General features: G+C 48.9%; 22 protein-coding genes. 15 read left to right on the top strand and 7 right to left on the bottom strand.

From position 1 onward, the window contains the following. Window positions 1–180: 180 nt before the first annotated feature. The 4 genes from Q9O24_06505 to Q9O24_06490 form a co-directional block, all read right to left on the bottom strand. Entirely contained in the window at window positions 181–606 is a 426-nt protein-coding gene (locus Q9O24_06505; protein ID MDQ7074799.1) for a rhodanese-like domain-containing protein, read from the bottom strand. 79 nt (window positions 607–685) lie between these two features. Beyond that, window positions 686–1,591: an ornithine carbamoyltransferase gene (gene argF / locus Q9O24_06500; protein ID MDQ7074798.1), complete on the bottom strand. Its 906-nt coding sequence runs from the start codon at window positions 1,589–1,591 to the stop codon at window positions 686–688. Between the two features lie 13 nt (window positions 1,592–1,604). Beyond that, window positions 1,605–2,786: an aspartate aminotransferase family protein gene (locus Q9O24_06495; GenBank protein ID MDQ7074797.1), complete on the bottom strand. Its 1,182-nt coding sequence runs from the start codon at window positions 2,784–2,786 to the stop codon at window positions 1,605–1,607. Window positions 2,787–2,956: 170 nt separating this feature from the next. Beyond that, the gene (locus tag Q9O24_06490) at window positions 2,957–3,472 is read right to left on the bottom strand and encodes a urate hydroxylase PuuD (GenBank protein ID MDQ7074796.1); all 516 of its coding nucleotides are present in this window, start codon (window positions 3,470–3,472) and stop codon (window positions 2,957–2,959) included. 329 nt (window positions 3,473–3,801) lie between these two features. Between Q9O24_06490 and Q9O24_06485 the strand changes: the two genes are divergently transcribed. Further along, window positions 3,802–6,906: an AAA family ATPase gene (locus Q9O24_06485; GenBank protein ID MDQ7074795.1), complete on the top strand. Its 3,105-nt coding sequence runs from the start codon at window positions 3,802–3,804 to the stop codon at window positions 6,904–6,906. A gap of 511 nt (window positions 6,907–7,417) precedes the next feature. On the opposite strand, the gene Q9O24_06480 is transcribed toward Q9O24_06485, so the two are convergent. Further along, window positions 7,418–7,915 (bottom strand): transposase, encoded by a 498-nt coding sequence (locus Q9O24_06480; protein MDQ7074794.1) that lies wholly within the window; start codon window positions 7,913–7,915, stop codon window positions 7,418–7,420. A gap of 316 nt (window positions 7,916–8,231) precedes the next feature. Between Q9O24_06480 and Q9O24_06475 the strand changes: the two genes are divergently transcribed. The 6 genes from Q9O24_06475 to Q9O24_06450 all read left to right on the top strand — a co-directional run bounded on the left by Q9O24_06475 (window position 8,232) and on the right by Q9O24_06450 (window position 12,907). Beyond that, on the top strand, window positions 8,232–8,753 hold the full coding sequence (locus tag Q9O24_06475; protein MDQ7074793.1) for a hypothetical protein: 522 nt from the start codon (window positions 8,232–8,234) through the stop codon (window positions 8,751–8,753). A gap of 149 nt (window positions 8,754–8,902) precedes the next feature. Next, window positions 8,903–9,736 (top strand): hypothetical protein, encoded by an 834-nt coding sequence (locus Q9O24_06470; protein ID MDQ7074792.1) that lies wholly within the window; start codon window positions 8,903–8,905, stop codon window positions 9,734–9,736. Beyond that, the gene (locus Q9O24_06465) at window positions 9,733–11,670 is read left to right on the top strand and encodes a hypothetical protein (GenBank protein ID MDQ7074791.1); all 1,938 of its coding nucleotides are present in this window, start codon (window positions 9,733–9,735) and stop codon (window positions 11,668–11,670) included. The genes Q9O24_06470 and Q9O24_06465 overlap by 4 nt, the downstream gene beginning before the upstream one ends. A gap of 41 nt (window positions 11,671–11,711) precedes the next feature. Next, window positions 11,712–12,143, top strand: a complete 432-nt coding sequence (locus Q9O24_06460; GenBank protein MDQ7074790.1) for a hypothetical protein — start codon at window positions 11,712–11,714, stop codon at window positions 12,141–12,143. Further along, a complete protein-coding gene (locus Q9O24_06455) occupies window positions 12,073–12,447 on the top strand; it encodes a carboxypeptidase regulatory-like domain-containing protein (GenBank protein ID MDQ7074789.1) in 375 nt (124 codons plus the stop codon). Before Q9O24_06460 ends, Q9O24_06455 begins: the two co-directional genes overlap by 71 nt. Beyond that, on the top strand, window positions 12,434–12,907 hold the full coding sequence (locus Q9O24_06450) for a DUF4402 domain-containing protein (protein ID MDQ7074788.1): 474 nt from the start codon (window positions 12,434–12,436) through the stop codon (window positions 12,905–12,907). Before Q9O24_06455 ends, Q9O24_06450 begins: the two co-directional genes overlap by 14 nt. Before the next feature lie 424 nt (window positions 12,908–13,331). Here Q9O24_06450 and nhaA read toward each other — a convergent pair whose 3' ends face one another. Then, the gene (nhaA, locus tag Q9O24_06445) at window positions 13,332–14,693 is read right to left on the bottom strand and encodes a Na+/H+ antiporter NhaA (GenBank protein MDQ7074787.1); all 1,362 of its coding nucleotides are present in this window, start codon (window positions 14,691–14,693) and stop codon (window positions 13,332–13,334) included. A 221-nt stretch (window positions 14,694–14,914) separates the two neighbouring features. Between nhaA and Q9O24_06440 the strand changes: the two genes are divergently transcribed. The 8 genes from Q9O24_06440 (at window position 14,915) to Q9O24_06405 (ending at window position 22,294) form a co-directional block, all read left to right on the top strand. Then, complete coding sequence (locus tag Q9O24_06440; protein MDQ7074786.1) at window positions 14,915–15,313, top strand: hypothetical protein; 399 nt, start codon at window positions 14,915–14,917, stop codon at window positions 15,311–15,313. Window positions 15,314–15,560: 247 nt separating this feature from the next. Beyond that, the gene (locus Q9O24_06435; protein ID MDQ7074785.1) at window positions 15,561–16,112 is read left to right on the top strand and encodes a TIGR00725 family protein; all 552 of its coding nucleotides are present in this window, start codon (window positions 15,561–15,563) and stop codon (window positions 16,110–16,112) included. 81 nt (window positions 16,113–16,193) lie between these two features. Next, complete coding sequence (locus Q9O24_06430; protein MDQ7074784.1) at window positions 16,194–16,964, top strand: polysaccharide deacetylase family protein; 771 nt, start codon at window positions 16,194–16,196, stop codon at window positions 16,962–16,964. A gap of 2 nt (window positions 16,965–16,966) precedes the next feature. Then, window positions 16,967–17,788 (top strand): arylamine N-acetyltransferase, encoded by an 822-nt coding sequence (locus tag Q9O24_06425; protein ID MDQ7074783.1) that lies wholly within the window; start codon window positions 16,967–16,969, stop codon window positions 17,786–17,788. Continuing rightward, window positions 17,778–18,902 carry a phytanoyl-CoA dioxygenase family protein gene (locus Q9O24_06420; GenBank protein MDQ7074782.1) on the top strand — a complete coding sequence of 375 codons (1,125 nt, stop codon included), beginning with the start codon at window positions 17,778–17,780 and terminating at the stop codon, window positions 18,900–18,902. The genes Q9O24_06425 and Q9O24_06420 overlap by 11 nt, the downstream gene beginning before the upstream one ends. A 3-nt stretch (window positions 18,903–18,905) precedes the next feature. Further along, complete coding sequence (locus tag Q9O24_06415; protein ID MDQ7074781.1) at window positions 18,906–19,754, top strand: M20/M25/M40 family metallo-hydrolase; 849 nt, start codon at window positions 18,906–18,908, stop codon at window positions 19,752–19,754. Beyond that, window positions 19,688–20,902 carry a hypothetical protein gene (locus tag Q9O24_06410; protein ID MDQ7074780.1) on the top strand — a complete coding sequence of 405 codons (1,215 nt, stop codon included), beginning with the start codon at window positions 19,688–19,690 and terminating at the stop codon, window positions 20,900–20,902. Before Q9O24_06415 ends, Q9O24_06410 begins: the two co-directional genes overlap by 67 nt. 159 nt (window positions 20,903–21,061) lie before the next feature. Then, complete coding sequence (locus tag Q9O24_06405; GenBank protein MDQ7074779.1) at window positions 21,062–22,294, top strand: SUMF1/EgtB/PvdO family nonheme iron enzyme; 1,233 nt, start codon at window positions 21,062–21,064, stop codon at window positions 22,292–22,294. Here Q9O24_06405 and Q9O24_06400 read toward each other — a convergent pair. Then, complete coding sequence (locus Q9O24_06400; protein MDQ7074778.1) at window positions 22,278–23,606, bottom strand: mechanosensitive ion channel; 1,329 nt, start codon at window positions 23,604–23,606, stop codon at window positions 22,278–22,280. The two genes, Q9O24_06405 and Q9O24_06400, sit on opposite strands and share 17 nt — an antisense overlap. Window positions 23,607–23,842 lie beyond the last annotated feature (236 nt).

Raw genomic sequence — 23,842 nt, 5'->3', positions numbered from 1 at the left:
CAAAATAAAGAGACTAAAGACCTCCACAAAGATCTCACCGGCAAAGACTGGATCTGGATCTATGACAAACTTGAGTCTGCTATAAAAGTCCGCCACTACTCTCCAAAAACGTGGCAAGCTTATCGAACTTGGATACGGAAGCTGCAAACCTTTACCAAAAGTCCACTAGACCTTTGAAACTCAACACTGCTCCCAAGGCAAGTTTTCAAAACGCCAGCCAGCCAAAGTGCTGCGATGATGACCCTCATCACGATCACCCTCAAAACCATCCAGCACGTTGTACACATCCCCAAAACCGGCATCGACCAGCTTCTGTCCCGCCAAAGCCGAACGTTTGCCACTGCGACAGATCAAGATCACCGGCACACAGCCCTCACCGTCACAGGCCGCACCACCGAGCATCAGCTCGCGCACTTCACGCACAAAGTTGGGGTTCACTTCCCAGTCGGGTTCATCAATCCAAGCGATGTGCATCGCCCCTTTTGGGTGACCAACAAAAAGAAATTCCATCGTCGAACGCACATCCAATAAAATCGCACTGGGCTGATCCTGCATCAATTGATACGCCTCTTTGGGCATTACTGATTTCAGCTTTTTTTCACTCATCTCACGCCTCCAGATGGGGCATTGCGCCCCTCCAAACAGAGAGCAAAGCCCTCTAAAAAAGGGCGAAAATGTTTCGCCCCTACGTTGCCAACAACAATTCTAACAAAGCTTTCTGTGCATGGAGGCGATTTTCAGCCGCTTGCCAAACGACACTCTTCTCATCGTCCATCAATGCCGCACTCACCTCTTCGCCCCGATGTGCGGGCAAACAGTGCATAAAGAGTGCATCGTTGTTTGCCTGTTGCATCATCGCCTCATTCACTTGGAAATCGGCAAAGGCCAATTCGCGTTTTTTCTGCTCCTCCTCCTGCCCCATGCTCGCCCAAACGTCCGTCACCAACAGATCGCTGCCCTGTGCTGCCGCCATCGGCTCACGGATGATCTCCACCCGATCTCCTGCCGCCGCCATAATTTCCGCGTCGGGATCGTAGCCTGCAGGACAAGCGATGCGCAGCTTAAAATCCAGCAAACGCGCCGCATTAATGTAAGAGTGGCACATATTATTGCCATCGCCGACCCAAGTGACGGTTTTGCCCTGAATGTCGCCGCGCTGCTCAAAATAAGCCTGCATGTCTGCCAACAACTGACAGGGGTGAAAACGATCCGTCAAACCGTTAATCACCGGCACGCTAGAAGCCGCCGCAAAACGCTCCACCACATCGTGACCAAAGGTGCGGATCATAATGCCATCCACCATGCTCGACATCACCCGCGCACTGTCTTCCAACGGTTCACCCCGACCCAGTTGCGTGTCCCGAGGCGACAGAAACAGCGCATGACCGCCAAACTGCGCCATGCCCGCTTCAAACGAGATGCGAGTGCGGGTGGAGGATTTTTCAAACACCATCGCCAACACCTTGCCTTTCAGCGGCTGAAACAGCTCGCCTCGATGCTGCATCTCTTTTAGTTCAATGGCACGGTGAATCAGTTGGCGATACTCATCGCTGCTCAGATCCATCAAAGTCAAAAAATGTCGAACGCTCATACTTACTCCTAAACTACGCTTCCGTAAGGACTGTTTTTATCAAGCTGCACACCCCTTCCACAAGAAGGTTCAGCTCATCATCAGACAAAATAAACGGCGGCAACAGACGCACCGTCGAACCGGCGGTAACGTTAATCAACAACCCCGCCTCCAACGCCTGTTGCACCAACTGCGGACAGTCCCGATCCAAGGTGATGCCCACCATCAAACCGGCACATCGAATCGACAACACGCCCTCCAACTCACCCAGCTCGGCTGAAAAGGCCGCAAACAGCGTCTCACCCATCTGTGCCACCCGAGCCACCAACCGCTCCTCTTCAATCGTATCAAGCACCGCCAAAGCCGCCCGACAGACCAGAGGATTGCCACCAAACGTTGAACCGTGATGCCCAGGCTGCATCAGCTCTGCTGCCGCACCGCGAGCCAAACACGCCCCAATCGGCACACCGTTACCCAAACCTTTGGCCAACGCCATCGCGTCGGGCAGAATATCGCTGTGCTGGAAAGCAAACCACTCACCGCTGCGCGCCACCCCCGTCTGCACTTCATCCAACATCATCAACCAGCCTTGCTGATCACAGAGGGCGCGCACCTCGGCCAAATAATCGGCATCGGGAATGATAATGCCGCCTTCGCCCTGAATCGGCTCCAACAGCACCGCCACCACATTTTGGCTGTTCTCAGCAATGGCTTGCAGTGCCGCCACATCGTTGTACGGCGCACGGATAAACCCCTGCACCAACGGCTCAAATCCCGCCTGCACCTTGCGGTTGCCGGTGGCGGTCAAGGTGGCCAACGTGCGACCGTGGAAGCTGTTCTCCATCACGATCACCGCCGGGTTCTCGATGCCCTGTTGATGGCCGTGCAGACGCGCCAATTTGATCAGCGCCTCGTTGGCCTCCGCACCCGAGTTAGCAAAAAAGACCCGCTCCATACCCGCCAACTGACAGAGACGCTCGCCCAACCGCTGCTGCACCTCAATGCCGTACAGGTTGGAAGTGTGCAGCAAACGGCCTGCTTGATCGCAGATCGCCTGTGTCACCCGAGGGTGAGCGTGACCCAAACCCGTCACCCCAATGCCACACAAGCCGTCCAGATAACGTCGTCCCTGTTCGTCCCACAACCAAGGGCCTTCACCCCGAGTAAAGGTCACAGGCAATTGTGCGTAGGTGTTCATTAATACGGGGTTGCTCATACATCACCATCAATTAAAAATTAGCTAAACCAAAAACGGCAGCCTGATGGCTGCCGCAAGAAGGGGAAGAGTATACGTGGCCAAAGGCCGTTAAAACAGTCTGTTTTATCCGTATAACGTCACCTTTTTAACAAAACAGAGGCAAAAGACCCTGTTTTTAGTGCTTTACCTTAGAAAGGCAAGCCGTGAGCCGCTGAACCCATGAACAACAACATAGGAATAGACAACGCCACATTGGTACGAGAAGCCAGCATAGCCACCCGTTTCGCTTTGACAATTTCATCGGCAGTCGCTTCGACCATGCCCAAAATTTTCTGCTGGTTAGGCCAAATGATCGCCCAAACATTGATCAACATAATGGTACCCAACCAGGCGCCCATGCCGATGGTGGCGAAATAAATGCTGCCACCTTCGATCATCATGCCGAAGGTAAACGCATCCGGTACGCCGCCTTTCAAGTACGCCACACCACTCAACCACGTCACCACCGCAGCCCAACGGAACCACAACAGAGCGCGAGGCGCGATGTATTTACCAATGGCCTTAGGGTCAGGACCGTCTTTGTCTGCCAAGGCTTCCGCCATTGCCGACATTTGCACGAAGTTAAAGAAGTACAACAGGCCAATCCAGGTGATACCAGAGAGGAAATGCACCCAACGGAAAATCGCTAAATCGTTAAATTCCATAATACTTCCCCTTAGCCCGCAATGGCTTTAATGACAAAGGTTAAAACCACGGTCAAAACGACCCCAACAGCAAATGTACCCCAAAGGGTTTGTAAAATATTCATGATACCTCCAGTCGATATCGATCAATAAAAAAACGGTTACGAAACCAGCTCCCTAGTGAAACAGCCCAATATCCGACTGTTTTCATCAAGCTTTATCCATTGCTGGCGGAGTCTACCGTCCAAAGCGCCCGGCGGCAAGATCCCATTCGGGCAACCAAAACCGACGCGGCCTAAATATTGCGGAACCGCTCTTAAACACGCAGCATCAGCCACAGGGACAAGCCAATGATTCAGAGCGACCTTTCAACCCCAACCTCCGAAAAACTCAAAACCGAACTCTGCTTATCCATTGAGCACTCAGAAAAAAAGTATCTGGCACGCAAACGGCTGCTGGAACACCTCGGTCGCCAGTATCAAAAATACTCGATCATCGTTCTGCAAGGCCAAACAGGACAAGGAAAAACCGTTCTCGCGCAGCAATTTGTCAAGCAAAAACTGCAACATCAAAACCACATCTGGCAAACCTTGACCCCCACCGACCGAGAACCAACCCACTTTATCCAGCATCTGCTCAGCCACCTGCAACAGGCGCTCAGCTACTTTCACCACCAGCAACAACCACAGCACAGTGCCGAACAAGCACTGGCAAACCTGCTTCACGATCTGGGTCAACAACTGAGCGAACCTTTTTATCTGTTGTTGGATGACCTTTACCAACTGATCGGCAGCGACAGCGAAGCTCTGCTGTTACAGCTATTGCAACATCGCCCCGACAACCTACAACTGATTCTCTTATCTCGCCATCAACTGCACAGCCTGCTAAAACAGCACCGACCACCGGCTCACTGGCTCGTGATCAACAACCAACAACACGCCTTCAACCACGACGAAGTTAAACAGCTCTACGCGCAACACTTTGAGATCTACCTCTCCGATGAAGAGAACCAACTCATCTACCAACACACCCAAGGCTGGCCACAAGGCATTGAAACCTACGCCCAAAACCGGCAAGAGAAAGAGATGAGTTTCAAGCAGCTAATCCAACAACTGGATCAGAGCCACTCTTTTTATGACACCTTCCAAAACACCTTCAATCAGCACATCTCCAGCGACCTACAAGAATTTGCCCTCAAAATTTCCTTTTTAGATCAGGTCACCCCCGAGCTGGCCAGCACCATCAGCGACGACGACCAGGCAGCCGAAAAACTCCAGAGGCTGCTTAACCAACATATTTTTATCGCCCCACCGCTGCTCGGCCAAGACCAACACCAATTGATGCCGCTGTGGCGCAGCTTTTTACGCCAGCAAGCCAGCCAAAAGCTGGGGCAAAAAAACCTCGCCAGAATCCATCAAAAAGTGGCGTACTACTGGCAACAACACAACGACCTACAGCAGGCGCTGCTCTACTACCTCAAGGCCCACGCCACCGAAATCATCGAACCTCTGCTAGCCAAAAAAGGCGCGCGCATACTCAACCTGAGTCAAAACCAAGAGGTTCGCCAAACCCTGCACCAGCAATTAGAAGAGCACAGCCAATCAGGCCCTTGGCTCGCCCTGCTGATGGGAGCCGAACTCAGCGCCAACAATCCCCCACTCGCACTGCACAGTTTGCAACACGCCATGCGGCTCTTCCAACAGCAGCACAACCCACAAGGAGAGTTACTCGCGCGGGTACAACAGCTCTATTTTCACCTCTGCATTGATGGCGACCAACAGCAGCTGCACACGCTTTTGCCTACAACGGAACAGCTCTTCAAACAGATCGAATCAGAACTCAGCCCGTATGACCAAATCTACAGCGCCTCTCTGCTCACCCTTGCTCAAACCCTGATACAGCCCACACACGCGAGCGTCTATGAACTGGATCGACTGATTCAGCTCAGCCACAGCCACAAACTGCATGAACTGGAGCTGCACCTGCACCTCTGCCGCCTGCTGGAGCAGATGCTCAAGGGTCAGCTGGAGTTGGCCAAACGGGATCTGGAACAACTGCATCTCGCTTTGGCTCAGCAGCAAGGCAGCGCCTTGGAACGCGCCCTGATTTTCACCACCATCGCCTTTTATCTCAGCCACACCGCGTCTTACCCCCTATTTGAACAGTTTTTACAGCAAAACAAACGCCTCATTGATCCAACGGTGCTGCAAAACAGCCTCTGCGCACCACTGCTGCAACTCTGGCACGCCAACGCCCATCTGGCTCAGGGACGGGAAGATCTCGCCATTCCTGCTCTGCGCCAAGCCATCGGCCTCTGCCAAGCGGCAGAAAGTTCACCGCTGCACCAGCACCTCAATAATCTAAAAAAACACCTAACCACGCAGGCAGCTCCGCTCTGTGACAGCAACACCACTCCCAACCTACTGATTCAAGCCATCGCACAGAGCCAACAACACGGCTCAACAGCGGACGGTACGTTTGCACAAGCAGCCCAACAGGCCAACGAACAACACAACGACTGGCTGCTCTCCGGCGTGCTGATGCACTGGAGCGCCCACCTTATTCAGAAGCAACAAAAGGAACGAGCCGCACAGACGTTGCATCAACTGGTGCCACTAAAACAGAGCCCCAGTCGCAGTTATCTGTTTATGCCCGAGGTGGCCAGACGTGTCTTCTGTTATGCCGTCACACATAAAATTGAAACCACCTTTTATCGCCAGCGCGCCACCCAACAAGTGAGCATGGGCTTTAGCGACAAAGGCGAAGCCATTCCGCTGCTAAAAATCCGCTCCTTGGGCAAACTCAACCTGCTATTTGATGAAGAATTACCCCTGCGTCAAAGTGAGCTAACCCCAAAACAGCAGATTTTATTAGCGCTGCTGATCGCCAGCAGCGAGCTGCATCTGGATCAAAGCACGGTGTTGCAAGCCCTCTGGCCCGAAACCTCCGAGGGCAATTCACGGCATAAACTTGACGTGATGCTGTCTCGTTTTCGCAGCCTGTTTAATAAGAGTTTTCAACCACAAAAAGCCAATCATTACATCAGCCTGAAACACGGCGTGCTCAGTTTGCACAATGTGGAGGTGGACATTCACCATTTCAGCAAAGCAGGGGAGTTGGGTCTCAAGCTCTACAAACGCGGCGATCACTGGCAGGCCAGTCTGGAATTACAGAGCGCCATTCAACAGTGGCGTGGGCGTTTTTGTCCGGGCATCGCCACCCTTTATTCGGTCTCCGATCTGCGCGAAAACCTGCTCACCCACTATCATCGTTACTGCATTGCTTTGGCGGACATTCACGAACGCTGTCAGCGTTACGAAGAGGCCAGCGAGCTGTTGTTGCCGATTTTCAACGCCAACTCAGGCGATGAGTCCTTAGTCGCCTGCACTCTACCGCCTATTTTCCAATATGAAACAGCGTCACAAAGCGGCGCAAGTGCTGCACAGTTACCGTGAGTTTCTGAATCAAAGTGGTTTTGATGACAACGAGACCATTTCATTGGTGATTGGAATGCGGGACAAAGCGCGGGAGGGGATGTTTTAAAGCCAGCTCGCCTGCCCTATCAAATCACACCCACCGTAGGGGCGCACCTAACTGTAAGGCATTGCGCCGTCTGTACATTCCAGCCATGCGCGTGGAATGACGATACACTTATTTTTCAAACCACTCGTGTTCCCCCATAGAAAATCTCCCCAGCCACCATCATCCATTGAAGAGGGCACCAGATACGCACTGTCAAACCTCGTACATCTTTGAATCCAGCTTCCCAATTGACAAAAGGGCGACCAAGGTCTGCCACTACTCATCATCCAGCCGACTAGCGATCACACCTACTGTGGGCGCACCATGTTCGTTCAAACCATCTGTACACCTTTCAAACCAATCGCCATAAAAATGCCAATCGCCATAAAAGGGCAGACACGCAGGTCTGCCCCTACACATCATCCCAAACAAACCACCGCATCATCACAAAATAAAATATTTATCCTGCTGCCATTTCACCGGATTGGTTTGAATGTATGCCGAAATTGCATCATAACTTCGTTCATCACGAATCACATGTTCATAATAATTTCGTTGCCATAATGATCCATCAAACACAGGCCATCCTTGCTCTTTAACACCACGAATATACGCATTGGTGCTCATGGTTTTAAACCACTGCACCATTTTTGACAAAGGCGCTTGGCGAGGAACCTCGGACGAAACAATGCGAATAATGGCATGAAAATGATTTGGCATAACAACATATTCACCTAAAATGATGGAGGGGAATTTATGCTCCATTTCACACCACCACCGTTCAAGCATCTCCCCAGCACAATTCACAACCATCATGTCCCGCCCAATATCACCCAATAAACACGCACGATTTTGCACACATAGGGTAATGAAATAAGCACCCCGCTGAGAATAATCAAATTTTTTCAAACGAATCGAACGACGATGACCATAATTACGCATTATTTACCCCTTTAAACCACCAACCATCACATCCACCAAAAAAGGGCAGACACACAGGTCTGCCCATCCGCTCGTTCGAAAACGATCAATAATCAGACCCTGTGAGAAAAATGTATTACGTTTCGTGAGCATTTTGTGACACGGCTTGGATAAGCTTCTTGCCAACCTAAAGGGAAGCAGCAAATAAGCACTTCTCTTCCAGGTCAACCGTAAAATTAACCGGTACAGAACAAGAGGTTAAGGAAGAGAGGGAAACCGCTAAAGCGGTGTTATTTTTCGGTCCACGGGGACCAACACAACGTAATTATCGACTCAAATGAGTCAGGAGAAATACCATGAAAAACTTCAAAATCGCAGTAGCAGCCGCAACATTGGCACTCGTTTCAGGTTATGCAACAGCCGCTACGGCTCCCATGACTGTAGGTGTAACATTATCAACACCCATGTCTCTCATGATCACCACTCCTCTCTCTATGCCAAGTCTCATCGTACCTGCTACTGGCTCTTCATCTGTCACCCTGCCTGCCGATGGCAGCACCATCTACATATACTGGCGGCGGTCAGTGCTGGCTTCAATAACACCTCAGGCACAATTGGTGTTGTTGCTGTAACTGGTGAGAGCAGTCACGTCTTTGATATTTCTGCCACAGCAACCCCACCAGCGGGATCCGGCCTAATACTGGATACCTTCACCTTTTATGATGGAACTTCTACTGCTTCTTCATTTTCCTTAAGCGGCGGTAGTGCCACTATTAAAGTTGGAGCAACTTTAACAGCATCTTCAAGCGCAACCACAGCTGCCATTCCTGTTGATGTTACCGTGGTTTATGCCCCATAAAACAAAGACGTGATACAGATGAAAAGGAGATTTCCTCTTCATCTGTTGTTAATGCATCATTTTTACCCATACTTTTGTGTATTGGCAAACATTCTGCCTAATTTCAACAATCAACCATACCTTAACCAACTTACTGAAAGGTCTTTTGAATGCGCCCTCTATTCAAAATTTTTGTCATCTTAACTAGTCTATCTTTCACCCCACCAGCCTTTACAGCAATAGCATCCGGTGGTCTCAGTGCCTTTCCTAAACGAGTAGAATTCAGCAGCCACCAAAAAAACAGTGTATTAAATTTGACCAACAACGGTAATAAAACCACCAAATATCGCATTCAATTGGTCGATTTCATTCACGATAAAAAAGGGAACCTGCAAGCCATTCCCACCACAAAACTCCCTCCTAATTACCACTCTGCAAAAAAAATCGTGCGTTACTCCCCTAGACAAATCACCATCCGCCCTGGGGAGAGCCAAGCCATACGCTTATTGGTACGCCGTAGTCGCAATCTAGCAGAAGGAGAGTACAGATCTTTTATTTATTTTCAAGCACTTCCAGACAAACAGAAAACTGCTAACAACATTCAAACATTAACCCAAAGCGATACAGATTCAGTACATATAACTCCCATTGTATTGCAAAGCCTCGCTCTGCCCATTGTAGTTCAACAAGGTAAACTCAGTGCGAACGCACAAATAAAAACATTAACTTTAATCAGAGAAGACCCCAAAAACCCCAGTATCAAACTTCACCTTTCACGATCAGGTAATCGATCTCTCTATGGGGAAGTAGAAATTAAACAAGGAGACAAAACGGTCGGGCTGGCCAAAGGCCTAACCCTCTACAACCCTTACAAAGAACGCACCTTCAATGTCCCTCTTGATGCCGACAAACTTCAATCAGGAGAAATACTCACCGTTACCTATCGTGGCCTGGATCGTGATGCAGGTACTACCTTCGCCACTGGAGAGATCATCGTGCCATGAAGTCATTTCAACGCCACTGCTGGCTGCTCTGCTGGGGGCTGCTCAGCCAGAGCGGCCACGCCGCACCCAGCGCCGAAGCCCTACTGCAAGCCGAGACCATCTTCCAACTTGCCCTCGGGCGACAGGTCATCAGCGACGGCCTCTTCGCCTACCAACTCGAACAACAGAGCTACCTGCCTCTTGGTGAACTGACCCGCGTGCTGGAATTCCCCATCATGCTCGGCCCCGATGGCCAACGCGCCGAAGGCTGGTTTATCAGCCCCCTCAACACTTTCTCCCTCGACCTCAGCGCCCAACGCATTGAAATACGCGAGAAACAGATCCCCTACACCAGCGCCGACCTCTTCAGCAGCGAAGGGGAAATCTACGTCAGCACCGAACAACTGAGCCGCTGGTTCGGGCTGGAGTTCAACGTCTCCATGCCCGCCCTCAGCATCACCCTCAGCTCCGAACAACCGCTGCCGATGCAGCAACGCGCCAGCCGCGACCAACGCTACGGCAATTTCAGCAAAGGCTTCACGATCAAATCCGAACTGCCCTACACACCGATGCCCTACCAACTCATCGCCACCCCCGCCGCCAGCATCAACCTCGACAGCAGCTACGCGCAACAAAACGGCCTCGCCCGCAGCAGCTACAGCGCCCAACTGCACGGCGATCTGCTCTACCACAGCGGTCAACTTTTTCTCAGCGGCGACGACCAAAACGGCCTGCAAAACCTCCGCCTGCAACTGGGCAAAGACGACCTCAACAGCCAACTGCTTGGCTCCCTGCACGCCAACCGCTACCGCCTCGGCGACATCAGCGTACAGAGCCGCGCCCTCATCGGCGGCAACTTCTCGGGGCGCGGCTTTCAATTCAGCAGCATCCCGAAAAACCAGAGCAGCGAATTCAACCGCATCACCCTAGAAGGCGATCTGCAACCGCAATACGATGTCGAGCTGTACCGCAACGGCGGCCTCTACGAGTTTCAACGTGCCTCAGAAACAGGCCGTTATAAATTCGAAAACGTACCGCTGTTTCAAGGCATGAACGTACTCAAACTGATTTTTTACGGCCCACAAGGACAGCAGTACGAAAAAATCCAGCGCCTCTACTCCGACGGCGCAGCGGCCAAAGCGGGCAAACTCAACTACCGCTTCAGCCTAACCCAACCCAGCCAAACCCTCTTCAACGTCGGCGATCAACTCAGCGACGACCAGAGCGTCGCATGGCTCGCCTCCGCCAGCTACGGCCTCAGCCGCAACCTCAGCGCCACCGCCAGTCTGGCGCAATACGAAGAGGAGCAAGAACAGCAGAGCTTTGCCAACCTCGGCCTGCGCGGCACCCTCGGCGCTTTTCTGGCACAGAGCGAACTCGCCCTCGATCAAAACGGCCACAGCGCCGGAGTCTTCGGCCTGCAAACCGAATGGAACAACATCCGTTTTGATCTCAGCCACAGCCAATACAGCCGCGATTTTCGCAACGCCAACCCAAACGGCGACCCACTGCAACAGAGCAACAGCCTAAGAGTAGAGGGCTCCCCGCTGCGCCTCGGCGACCGTGCCTCCACCTCGCTTTTCAACCTCAACCTTAGCCAAAACCGCCAATTCAGTGGCCGCCGCAGCAGCAGCGTCGGCCACAACTTCTGGCTCTCCGTCGGTAGCTTGAGCCTCAGCAACGATCTGCGTTACCAAGAAAACAGCAGCAGCGACGCGACCCTCAATGGCAGCGCTCGCCTCAGCTTCAACGCCGACAAACTGCTCAAAGGCTTCAACCTGCGCAGCAACGTCGATTACAGCATCGACCCCGAACAACAGACCCAAAACGCCAGCCTCGGAGCCAACTATCGTTTTGATCAAAGAACGCAACATCAGCCTAATCGCCAACCGCAACTACCAAACCGCCAACGATCAGACGGTCTACTACAGCTTGGGTTACAACCAACGCTTTAAGGTACTCAACTTCGGCGCGACCCTCAGCGGCAGCCAGCAAGATGACCTCTATCATAGGGGCAAAACTCTCCTTCAGTGTGCTGCCCGATCCGGTTCGCAACCGCCCGCTCTTTTTTGCCAGCACCGCCAAAGCACAAGAAGGTTCCGTGCTGGCACAGAGCTACCTCGATGAAAACCGCAACGGCAAACGGGATTTTTGGGAACAACCGGTACAAGGGGTGGGGTTTATGCTCAATCGGGGCTACCGTCCTGGTCTGAGCAATCGCCACGGCAAACTGCTGCTCTCAGGCCTCAACAGCGGCGGCAAAGTGGACATTCAACTCAACCCCAGCACCTTGGGTGATCCTTATCTGATCTCCAGCAGCGAAGGCTACGGCATCACACCACGACGCAGGACACATCATGCAGTTCGAATTTCCGCTGATCAGCATCGGCGAGATCGACGGTCACGTTTATTTGCTGCGCGACGGTGAGAAAATCGAAGCGGCCAACGTCAGTTTGGAACTGAGCCACGCCGAGACCGGTGAATTGGCTACTATTTTACGTTCTGAATACGATGGTTATTTTTATCTGCCCAACGTCATTCCCGGAAAATATCAACTGCGAGTAGAGCCTCATTTAATCAAACGACTTAGCCTACATGCACCCGCAGCGTTTGATATTGAGATCCACGATGAAGGTGATAGCATCACAACCCCTGATATTGTTTTAAAGAAATTGGAAAAACCCAGTTCAATCGAACCGTTAGCAAAAAGGAACAACCATGAAAATAATTAACCTGATATTATTAACTGTTTTATTTATAGGCAGCACACCAACCAAAGCACTGTCTATTAATTGCGATAAAAGTTTACGGTTTGGAACTGTTATTGCGCCTACAAATAAAACAATACCAATTTACGCGACAATACAACATAACAGCGATGTTCTAGACATCCATTTTTCAAACGCCGCAACTCGCAGCATTAAGAACACAGCATCTTATAAACCTCCGCAGCGAGGCAGATGCACCGTCACAGGAGAAGCTTATAGTAAATTTAACATCACTATAATCCCTCAAAATACCTCACCGGACACCCTAACTTATTTACACCAACCCAATGGTCAACTGGACATGAGTGGCCAACAAACCATTTATATCGGTGGCAGACTCAATCTCGCACGCTTGTCCTCAAAGAATCAAAATCACACCATGCAAATCGAGGTTACCTGCGATGCCAAAAATTTAACCTGCTAACCATATTTAGCTTATGTCTCCCAAAAAATGACAACAAGCAGTCTGGAACAGCACAACAAAATCCAAGATAAACTCTAAGGTGCATTCCATACAGGCTACAGACTAAGTAAGAGAGGGGGACTTTACTGCCCACTCATCAGAAAAACAGCATCGCTTCTAAAAAAACCAAAGTAACTCAATCAGTTAATGATTTTTTCTGTGAAGCGATTGGCATAAAACATGTGACCCAGGCCTCAGCACACCCTCCGCAGCGTTTATAAACTAACCCCATCGAACGACGACGCACCAACAACTGGCATACCCTTGAGGATAATAAAAACATGAAACAACAAAACACCGCTCTGCTCTGGACCAGCCGTGGCACCTTCTTACTCCTGACTCTTATCACCATCAAATTTATTAGCAGCGTCATCAGCAGCCTGATTTAACGTTTACAAAAAAACCGCAACCACAAGTAACCCGCCACACCTGCAAAAAGCGACGCAAACAAAATCCCCGTCTTTGCCAGTAACAATTGATCTGGCATCGACTGAAAACCCAGCTCCGCAATAAAGATCGACATGGTAAAACCCACTCCTCCCAACAGCCCTAAGCCAATGATATGTCGGCTGTTAGTTCCCCGTGGCAGCTCACCAATGCCCAGCTTCACTGCTAGCAGCGTCATCAATCCAATACCAACAAACTTACCCACCACCAAACCCAACACCACCCCCTGCGTCACTGGCTGAGCGAAGACATTACCCAATTCGCTGAAATTGATCGGAATACCCGCATTGGCCAAGGCAAACAACGGAATGATCAAAAACGCCACCGGCATGTGCATACTGTGTTCCAAACGTTGCAGCGGTGTCTCTACCTTATGAATGCCATGTTCAAAGGTTTGCAGCAGCGCATGTTGATCGGGATTGTTCATCAAATTCGAACCGCCCTTGCACGCACCATCAAAGCGATCCAACAACTCCCGCATGTGCAGGCTGAATTTTTGCGGTGACGACTTAGATCGAGCGGGAATCGTCCATGCAGTCAAGATGCCCGCCAAGGTGGCGTGTACACCGGACTCCATCATCGCCAGCCACAGGCACAAACCGACAATAAAATAGGGCAGCGGCTTAGAGATGCCAAAACGGTTAAAACCGATCAACAGCAGCAACAGCAGCCCCGCCACCAGCAACGGCATCCAGAAAATCTGCTCGGTGTAAAAAATAGCGATCACCATCACCCCACCGAGATCATCCACAATCGCCAAACCGACCAAAAAGCTCAACAGCGCACGGGGCACATGTTTGCCCAACAAGACCAAAATCCCCACCGCAAAGGCCAGATCCGTCGCCATTGGAATGCCCCAACCGAGCACAGACGCATCACCCAACGTCATCCAGACAAACAGCGCCGCCGGAACCACCATGCCACCGATGGCAGCCACCACCGGCAAAATGGCCTGCTTCATACTGGAAAGCTCCCCCACCAGCACCTCGCGCTTGATCTCCAGCCCCACGACAAAGAAAAACAGCGCCATCAAACCGTCGTTAATCCAGTGATGCAGGGTGTGCTCCAAGGTCCAACCCGCCACCGAAATAGAAAAACTTTGATGGAAAAAATGCTCATAGCTGTGTGCCAACGCCGTATTGACGCAAATAAGAGCGATCACGGTACAGATCATCAACAGCAGGCCACTGGAGCTCTCTTCGTGAATAAACTCCTCAAACGGCGTCACCACCTTATCAAAACCCTGCTCCCAAGGAGCCGTATGCTCAGCGGCTTGCGTTGTTGCTTCTCTGTTACTCATGATCTCTCCACCTCGTCTATTTTTGTTGGCACAGTGTAACAAACCCCCTCATGGCTCACCCAAGAAGCTAAGTTTTGCGACCAACATCAAAGTTTAAGATTTAAAGGAGCCATTTTTGTGAAGCGGTTCCCATCAAACCAACGTGAATCTGCTTAAATAAGCTCAACAGCAAAGCAGAAAACACAACAACAGCTTTGCAGATCAAAGGAAGAGGGAAAAACATGAAAAACATCGTCCAACACATTTTAGTCCCTGCGTACAAAACCTATCAAATGCACGGCCTAAGAACCGCCGCTCCCATTGCCATCGTCTGGTTAAGCGGCTTAGTGACCATGGTGCAAGGCCTGCACACCCTGAGCGAGCTGACCGCCGGTTTGGGTCTGTCACTCTGGATCGTCTCTCAGGCGCTGGGTTTACTCGCCACCAGCGTACCGAGCCATAAAACAGCACACATAAACAACACCTCCTACAGTGAAGACCCCTTGGCGATGGTTCAGGCTACAATGGGTCACAGCACGGTACGTTTCAGCTACCGTCGTTACCTGAAACTGAAAGCCAGCGCCGTTTTGCGCAAAGGGTTGAACAGCAACAGCTTTCCCTCCTGTCCTGTTGCGTATTAAAATCTAATGCATATAAATCGCATCAGCCCTTTTCTCAACCCAGTAACACAATAATCTAAAAACCACCCCATCACGCTCATCCATCGGGGCGGCCTAACCTCCCAATTTTACCCCACCAATTAAGTTCAATAACCTTAAAAAGCCGACTCACTCAAACAAACGCCATAAAACCTCATCAATAGGATTGTGTATTTCATTTTCCATGCAATACAAGTATACTATGGTTTTTAATTCTCAAAGATGAAACATGGCGATAAACAATCAAGTGGCTGTGATTGGCGATGCTCGTTTATCCCATCAAACCGCCATCACAAGAGCACGTTCCGTAGGCAAATGCATCGCCCAAAACGGTTATCATCTCGTTTGCGGCGGGCTAGGTGGAACCATGCAAGAGAGCTGTCATGGCTTTAAATCCGTCCCTGAAGCAGGACACACCATCGGCATCTTACCCAGTTACGAAAGCCACAGCGCCAACCCGTTTATTGACATCATCATTCCCACCGGATTGGATGTAGGGCGAAACCAACTTGTGGTTGCCAGTGGTTTTGCGGTTGTGGTACTCGGCGGAGGGGCTGGCACCTTAAGTGAAATTGCTCTAGCCAGCCAAATTGGCAGACCCATTTTACTACTTCAAGGCTCCGGTGGCTGGGCCGACCGCCTCCAAGCAGGTTATCTCGATCAGCGCCAAACAGCGCCACTCATCCTCATCAACACATTAGAAGAGCTCGCTTCCCAACTTTCATTTTGGGCCAAGAAACAAGACAACGCCGCTACAATTCAAGCCACCCCGCAAAGATAACTCCCTCAATTAAGAACCGCTCACATATTAGACTCTATGAACACGTCCCTCACATCCTCTAAAAATCAACCCGTGATCTATATGTTGCATCGTGTCTTGAAAAAAGAGCCCTCCAATCACTATTATTTTCAGCGTCAAACTGCCATAAGCTGGCCACGATTCATACACCTGTTGGATGAAATTGAAGCCAACAAAAAAATAACCAAAACCTTATCCAAATTAAACCGCAGCAATACTGACAACACCGTCTACATTAGCTTTGATGATGGCTACATCGACAACACCCACGCTCTAGATGAGATACTTCGTCGCAATATGGTCGCCACCCTTTTCCCCGTAAAATCATTTATCCAACAAGGTTTTTCTGTCATTGATGACATGGCGCATCACTTAATTCTCTGTAACGAAGTACACCCAGATCAACGCCGCAGCCTCACCTCTGGCAAACTAAAAAAAATACTACGGCGTGTAACCCCTCGGCGTTATCGTCAATTACGCCAAGCCTGCTTTAAAATCAACAGAGATGCAGAATCGCCCTCACTGTTCATGAGCGAAAAAAAATTAAAACATTATATAGCTCAAGGTATTGAGGTCGGAATTCACGGTGTCAGTCATCGTATCTTCACTTGCCTAAGCAACAAATCTCTCAGAGCTGAATTACACGAATCCCAGCAGTGGCTATACTCACTGGGTGCGCACGGAGTGCTGCCCATCTGTTTTCCACACGGCGCACATGATGCAAGCACCGTCACCACCTGCCTGCAAATGGGCTCACCTTTATTGGGTGTCGATAGCCCACCCAAACACACCTCTGTCTGGCAAAGAATCTGGATCAAAGAAAAGAGCTACTAAGCATGGATTTTGATAACACCTACCGCAGCGGACTGGAAGATTGGTTAAGCCCAATTCAAACAGAACACTTTCTAAACACACTGCACATAAACGCACGCGATGTCAGTTTAGAAACATTGCGCACCGTCATTCGCGCCATTTACGCCAACATTCCCTTCCAGAATCTCACCATGCTTTGCCGCCCTGCAGAACCTCCCACAAAGCAACAAATTATCTCTGACATGATGAAGGGCATGGGTGGCCTATGCACCACAAGTAACCCTTTTCTCTGTGCATTGTTACAAACTATGGGGTTTAATGCAGGTTTGCACATCGTCTCTATGGAAAAACCCGACTGCCATATTGGCCTCATTGTACAGCTCAATGAAAAAAAGTATTTCGTCGATGTTGGCAATGGGTTTCCATATTTAGAACCTCTAGAGCTAAAAAATAATTCACAGCATCGTGTATTAAATTTTGAATACCAACTCATACAAACAGGGGAGAGCTGGGCAATCCAACAAACCGTACTCGGCAGTAGAAAAAAAATCATTGATCAAACCTTTTCAGCAAAACTATGTCACTACTCCGCTTTCACAAGAATGCGCAAAAAACATTACACCGAAGTCAACTATGGCCCTTTCCTAACCAGCATTAGAATCAATCTTTGGAGCCATCAAAATGGTTTCATGCTCCGCAATAAAACCGTTCTCAATATTCCAGACACCAAATATAAATTAAAAAATGAAACCGAGGCTTTACTTTGGCTAAACACATACCTTCCTAAACCGGAGCCTCTGCAAGCCTTATTAAAAAAAAGCTGGAGAAAAATCTTTGACAACTAAAACCATCAACGCCATTCAGTACCCACGTCTAAACGATGAGGCATTGTCATTTTACCGAAAAAAAGGATGGGTTATTTTAACTGAAATAATTAAAAAAGAACAATTAGCCCAACTTTCAAACCAATGGCAGAGCTTAATCCAACGCCATGCAAAAGAGATCGGCTGTGATCTAACAGACTACACAAAAGTCATATCACAATGGCGAGATCTATGGAAAACATTGCCAGAATTTAACCAAATCATCAAAACCCCACTCTCACAACTTGCTGCCACCAGCTTTGAGTTATCAGGGGCACGCCTGCTGCACGATCATATTATCTGCAAAACAGCCGGTGCAGGCAACGGCATCATCCCTTGGCATCAAGACTCCATGTATTGGCCGGTAGACCGTACCGGCATGTCAACATGGATGAGCTACATCGACGTACCCGTTGAATCTGGCTGTCTTGAAGTGGTAAGCGGCTCTCATTTATGGGAAGCTTCTGCACCTGTTGATTTTATGTCTGAAAAACAAGCCCTTTATGAAGAGACACCCAGCGTGTTACTGCCGGTTAAAGCCGGTAGCATTATTTTATTACACAGCCGAACATGGCATAGAAGCCAAAAAACAAACTCAACACAACCGCGCCCCGCCCATATTGTCTTATGGGTTCCACCGGCCACACGTTACTGGAAAGAAAATGCCTCATGGCACCCTCTAAATGAGCAAATTAGCGTAAACAAAAATCAACTGCTCAATGAAAATGAATTCCCTATTTTTGGCAACAAAAATCACACCACAGGTTCAAGCTTTGAAAATAAACATCAAGGGGTACCCAAACCATCCGGTATGTTTAATGCCCTAGATCGAGCAAAACAACACATATGGAAAATTCTTAACAAACAAGGTCAAATCAAAGATCTACTAAAATCAGCCCATTCACGCGCCACATTATCAAAAAAATTAATGCAATCAAACCCAAGCCTAAACCCCAAAAAAGCCCAGAAGATCATTTTAAACTTATGGATCAGTGGCGCATCATTTGAATTGCACAAAGCCAGAAACGTATTCAACTCAGCTTATCAAGAGTGGGAGACACTAACAAAAAAAACACCCACAAAAAAGGACAGCTAAAACATGCGCAACAGAGACAAAATAACACTAGAATTAAAGAAGTTTATCGCCCTACGCTCACTTTCAAATAATGAAACAGAGAATACAAAGGCACTCCAGTTTCTAGAAAAAAACCTGAAAAAGATAGGGTTTTCAACCAAAATAAAAGGGAAATCAACATCAAACCAACCCAGCATAATCGCACACTTAAAGCCAAAAAATTCAAGCAAAAAAGCAATTATTTATGGTCACTATGATGTCGCCCCTGTAAAGCCGATGCACAAATGGATTAGCGGAGAGCCTTTTTTACTTAAAGAGAAACAAGGTCGTTTTTATGGCCGAGGAGTAGCTGACAATAAAGCGCCGCTCATTATGCGATTGCACGCTATTAAAGAAATGGTTGATGAAAAACAAAGTAGACCCGAAATTTTATGGCTAATTCAGGGTGAAGAAGAGATCAGCGCAGGGATTCGCGTTGCACACGAAATATTTAAAAAGGAAATAAATCAATTCAAAGCCGATATATTCATCGAAGAAACTGGATTTAACGACCTCGATTCAGGCAAGCAGATTGCTTTCTTATGGTCTCCTAACCGCAAAAAAACTCATCTAAAAAAATGGATTAAACTGTTAAACTCAAGTCTCAGAAATCCAAAAATAGAGAATCGGCACCTAAACAAACTGAATGGCCTAAAAACCTGTCCCTTTATAAGCAACCTACCAGACGATGCGATCTACATCGGTTTCGGCCCCAATGACAAACTACACAACATTCACGCCACCAATGAATCATTGGACATCGAAAAATGCTTCATCCACAAAGAACAGTTCAAGCATTTTCTTACCCTTTTTTCTCAGGACAATCTAGCCTAATGGACATCACCCTTAATATTGCTATCACTACAGCATATCCTGCCGTTGCAGATCGGCTGTTATCCAGTATAAAAAACAAACTCCCAACTCTGCCCATTAATTTTTTTATACTGCACATTGGTCACAACCCAATAGAAACACCACATTCATGGTCTGAAAAATTCACTTACATTGCTCAAACAAAAGACTACCTTTCCATCTTGCAGTCAAGAAATTTATGCCAAGATTTTCTAAAAAAAAGAGGCCACGCATCTTCCGACATTGCCATCCTATTGGATGATGATCTCGTCTGGACAATGCCAGAACTAAAATTTAGATCACTTGTAGCTGAGCTAAAATCTACACAATGCGACATGGCTTTTAGCAGCCTGCACGGAGACCCACCAATCCCTAAAGAATACACACGCGCCTCCCCCTTATTGGATCTATTGATTTCAATCGACAAACAACACACTCCTAAAAACAAGGAAATACAGGAATTCATTAACAGTGTAAGCATACAGAAAAAGCACTTATTTAAGAAAATAGAAAAACATGCACACCACGATAACTACGCGTTTAACAAAAATAATTTTAACCCAAAAAAAATAAACACACATAAAATAAACTGGGTTGATTTCATACTCAAGCTACACAATGGAAAAACAACCACACGCCCTATTTCAACTCCAAAAAAAATTGAACAAGCCACAGGCCTAGATCGTGGTGGTGCTACCTTCATATTCAATCCAGTTGTGCTTACACACAAAAATAGCTCCATTAAAATACTCAACTGGGTCAGTAGACGCAGCGACATGATGATGGCCATAGAAGCAGAAAAAACAGGCCATAAACTCTACCTAACCCCTCCCATTCTATCACATGAAAGAGAAGAGTCCTTTGACAGCCATAAAACAAAAAAACTTATTGAAGATATTTTTGGTGTCGCGCTCATTTCTAGCAATGGCAAAAAAGAACAGTTCATAAAATACTTCCATAAACGTATCGCAAAGATTAATTTTATACTAGAACAAAGCAATAGAATGCTACACCTACTGGATCAGTGGCTAAGAAAACATAACAAACATAATAAAACAACAAAACACACCCTCAAAACAATGCAACAAGAAAATCGTGCCACACTGCATGAATTAAAAAAAAATAAATAAGCTATCACTCGAAAAAATAATTCCTCAGGATATCACTCAAATTCAGGTAATTAATTGATCGCTTATCAACATAAAGCCAACAGTATTTTCTAAAATCAAACTGCTTTTTTTTGCTAAGATAACCCTTCCTCTTAACCAAAAAAAAGCGTAGACATCCGCATGAGCCAAAGCCATCTGCTAGGACAAATATCCAATCTGCACGACTCCCTCAACCACCTTTTAGAGCCCTTGCAAGACAGTGATTGCAATCGCCAGTTTCACCCGCAGCTCAGCCCCATCGGTTGGTATTATGGTCGCTCGGTCTACCTTGAAGCCCTCTACCTGCAAGAGATGATTCAAGGCGACGATCGCTACACCCGCCCCGTACAGACGCTTTTCACTCCCGGTAAAACATCGCTCCAACGGCAAGGCACAAAGCTGCCACCCAAAGATCACCTACTCAACTGGGGGCACGAACGTTTCGAACAACACCTCATGTGGCTCGCCAATCCCAAACAATTGCCCCAGCACCCACTGCTGGAAAACGATTTTATCTACCACCTGATTCTGCAAGAGCTGAGTAAAAACTACGAAGCCATTTTGGCCGTATTGAATCAAAAAGCGCAGACCAACGCCGAACCCTACCAAGCCAAAGAAGCCCTGCCCGCACAAACACCGCCGACCTACTTTAAAGAGGTTCCCCGTGGCGTCTACCTGATCGGCAATAAAAACGCAGCGGAAGCCTACGACAACGAACTGCCCGTGCAGCAAGTGGAATTAAGCGCCTTTCGCATCGCTACTCACCCGATTCACAACAGCGCCTACCACCTCTTTATCCAGCAAGGCGGCTATCAAAATCAACACCTCTGGAGCCAACAGGGCTGGCAATGGCAGCAACAAAACAAGGTCAACTCCCCCAATCACTGGCGGCAGGACAAACATCAGAATTGGTACGCACTGGGGATCAACGGCCCTTACGAACTGGACGGTTTAGCGCCGGTGATGGGCATCAACCAGCACGAATCAGAAGCCTTTGTAAATTGGTTAAGCGAGCGTTACGAACCGTTCCAAGGGGCGATTTTGCCCCACGAGTTCCAGTGGGAGATGGCGGCGCGCAGCGGCGAGTTGCAAGACACAGGGCGCGTTTGGGAGTGGTGCAGCAATTCCTTCCATCCCTACGAAGGCTTTCAAGCCAAACCCGATACCCATCTATCAAAGGTTCATTTTGGGCAGAACAACGTCACCCTCAAAGGCGGCGCACTGCACACCCAAAAAGCCCTGCGCAGAGCCAGTTATCGCCACTTTGCCGATCCCACAAACCGCACTCTGTTTGCCGGTCTGCGCATCGTTATTCCACCCAGTGGTGAAATTGTCCCCACCCCCGATCAGATCAACGTCAGCTTCCAGAAGTAGGCGATAAGAACGCCTCCGTCTGCTCTTTTGGCATCGAACGCAGGTGCAGATCCTGTTGTGGGTAAGGGATCTCAATGCCATGCTCTTTAAAACGATCCCAAACATTGAGCAGTACCTCACTGATCAAATTGCCTCGGCCATTTTCGGGGTCTTCCATCCAGAGGCGCAGCTCCAGATTCAAGGCGCTGTCACCAAAACCGCGTAACTGGCACGTCGGCTCAGGATCAAGCAACACCCTCGGCACCATTTGCGCCGCTTCCACACAGAGCTGCATCGCTTGGCGCGGATCGGTCTGATAGGAAACACTGACGGGAATTTTTAATCGAATAAAATTATCCGTATGCGTCCAATTCTCCACTCGCTGCGTAATCAGCTCCTCGTTGGGGATCAAGTGCTCCACCCCATCACGGGTAATCACCGAAACGTAACGCGCCCCCAAGTGATTAATCCAGCCGTAAGTTGCACCCAGAGCAATCACATCACCCGGTTTGATCGACTTATCCAACAACAGAATCACGCCACTGACCAGATTGGAAAAGATCTTCTGTAAGCCAAACCCCAGCCCCACCGCCAACGCACCGGAAAAGACCGCCAAAGCGGTTAGATCAAGGCCCAAATTATCCAGCGAGAAAATAATCGCCGCTGAAATCAGCGCGATACGAACAAACTTACTGATCAACACCCGCGCAGCAGGGCTGATGGAAGCGGAGCTGCGCAGCTGTTTTTCAATCACTCCAGTCAGGCTAATGGCCAGCCAGAGCAGCAGACCCATGACAATAAAGCCCTGAATCACGGTTAAAGCAGAAACCCGAATATCACCCGCACTCAAGGCCACACCGTCTAACAGGGCTTTGGCTTGCGGCAACAGCGCCAAAATATTCAACGCCGCAATGCTCCACGCAACCAGAGCAAACAGGCGTGACCAAACGGGGTTATCCAACCAATGAGAGGCGAGGCGAATCACCACCCAAGCGGCCAGAAGACTGCTAATCGTGGTCATTAAGGAGTGCGACCACAACATCTGTTCGGCCACCGTAATGGCCAACCACTGCATGATCACCCAGATCAGCGGCAAGCTGATGGCCATTAAGGCCGTCATTAAGGTTTGAAAAGCGGGCAGATCACGGCCACGCTGTTTGAGGCGAGCCAGAAATTGATTAACCGTGGGTTCTAGGCGGCGAGCGACCAAAAAGCTAATCACCATTAAAACCAGCTGGATTAAGGTGGCGGGAACCATCACCGTCTGCACCCACCACTGCATCGCCAGTTGATAAAGTTGCTGCCACCACTGCGGCTCTAACCACTGCTCCATACCCTGCCTCATCGTTGTTATTTGCCATGATGGTTACACAATCACAGGAAAAAACAACGTACTCTGTTCACTTGTCAGTAGGTTGGGGTGGCAACCCCAACATAAAATACCCACGATGGATGTTTGTTGGGGTTATCACCCCAACCTACCAGATACATCCAGTGAATTAGCACCGATTCACTCCAATTTACGCTTGATGAAGTGGATGCTAGCACTGGTCATTGTTGTTAACGTTC

The organism is Gammaproteobacteria bacterium, from assembly GCA_030949385.1.
In the GTDB taxonomy this organism is placed as follows: Bacteria; Pseudomonadota; Gammaproteobacteria; order JAUZRS01; family JAUZRS01; genus JAUZRS01.
This window is presented reverse-complemented; position numbering and strand designations above follow the sequence as displayed.

Excerpts from the sequence above, each read along its gene's own strand:
- Q9O24_06405 (MDQ7074779.1), top strand. The coding sequence starts at position 21,062 with ATGAGCCAAAGCCATCTGCTAGGACAAATATCCAATCTGCACGACTCC.
- Q9O24_06455 (MDQ7074789.1), top strand. The coding sequence starts at position 12,073 with ATGCAGTTCGAATTTCCGCTGATCAGCATCGGCGAGATCGACGGTCAC.
- Q9O24_06410 (MDQ7074780.1), top strand. The coding sequence starts at position 19,688 with ATGCTTCATCCACAAAGAACAGTTCAAGCATTTTCTTACCCTTTTTTC.
- Q9O24_06485 (MDQ7074795.1), top strand. The coding sequence starts at position 3,802 with ATGATTCAGAGCGACCTTTCAACCCCAACCTCCGAAAAACTCAAAACC.
- Q9O24_06450 (MDQ7074788.1), top strand. The coding sequence starts at position 12,434 with ATGAAAATAATTAACCTGATATTATTAACTGTTTTATTTATAGGCAGC.
- argF (MDQ7074798.1), bottom strand. The coding sequence starts at position 1,591 with ATGAGCGTTCGACATTTTTTGACTTTGATGGATCTGAGCAGCGATGAG.
- Q9O24_06470 (MDQ7074792.1), top strand. The coding sequence starts at position 8,903 with ATGCGCCCTCTATTCAAAATTTTTGTCATCTTAACTAGTCTATCTTTC.
- nhaA (MDQ7074787.1), bottom strand. The coding sequence starts at position 14,693 with ATGAGTAACAGAGAAGCAACAACGCAAGCCGCTGAGCATACGGCTCCT.
- Q9O24_06495 (MDQ7074797.1), bottom strand. The coding sequence starts at position 2,786 with ATGAGCAACCCCGTATTAATGAACACCTACGCACAATTGCCTGTGACC.
- Q9O24_06425 (MDQ7074783.1), top strand. The coding sequence starts at position 16,967 with ATGGATTTTGATAACACCTACCGCAGCGGACTGGAAGATTGGTTAAGC.
- Q9O24_06435 (MDQ7074785.1), top strand. The coding sequence starts at position 15,561 with ATGGCGATAAACAATCAAGTGGCTGTGATTGGCGATGCTCGTTTATCC.
- Q9O24_06430 (MDQ7074784.1), top strand. The coding sequence starts at position 16,194 with ATGTTGCATCGTGTCTTGAAAAAAGAGCCCTCCAATCACTATTATTTT.
- Q9O24_06480 (MDQ7074794.1), bottom strand. The coding sequence starts at position 7,915 with ATGCGTAATTATGGTCATCGTCGTTCGATTCGTTTGAAAAAATTTGAT.
- Q9O24_06400 (MDQ7074778.1), bottom strand. The coding sequence starts at position 23,606 with ATGGAGCAGTGGTTAGAGCCGCAGTGGTGGCAGCAACTTTATCAACTG.
- Q9O24_06415 (MDQ7074781.1), top strand. The coding sequence starts at position 18,906 with ATGCGCAACAGAGACAAAATAACACTAGAATTAAAGAAGTTTATCGCC.
- Q9O24_06505 (MDQ7074799.1), bottom strand. The coding sequence starts at position 606 with ATGAGTGAAAAAAAGCTGAAATCAGTAATGCCCAAAGAGGCGTATCAA.
- Q9O24_06490 (MDQ7074796.1), bottom strand. The coding sequence starts at position 3,472 with ATGGAATTTAACGATTTAGCGATTTTCCGTTGGGTGCATTTCCTCTCT.
- Q9O24_06475 (MDQ7074793.1), top strand. The coding sequence starts at position 8,232 with ATGAGTCAGGAGAAATACCATGAAAAACTTCAAAATCGCAGTAGCAGC.
- Q9O24_06440 (MDQ7074786.1), top strand. The coding sequence starts at position 14,915 with ATGAAAAACATCGTCCAACACATTTTAGTCCCTGCGTACAAAACCTAT.
- Q9O24_06465 (MDQ7074791.1), top strand. The coding sequence starts at position 9,733 with ATGAAGTCATTTCAACGCCACTGCTGGCTGCTCTGCTGGGGGCTGCTC.
- Q9O24_06460 (MDQ7074790.1), top strand. The coding sequence starts at position 11,712 with ATGACCTCTATCATAGGGGCAAAACTCTCCTTCAGTGTGCTGCCCGAT.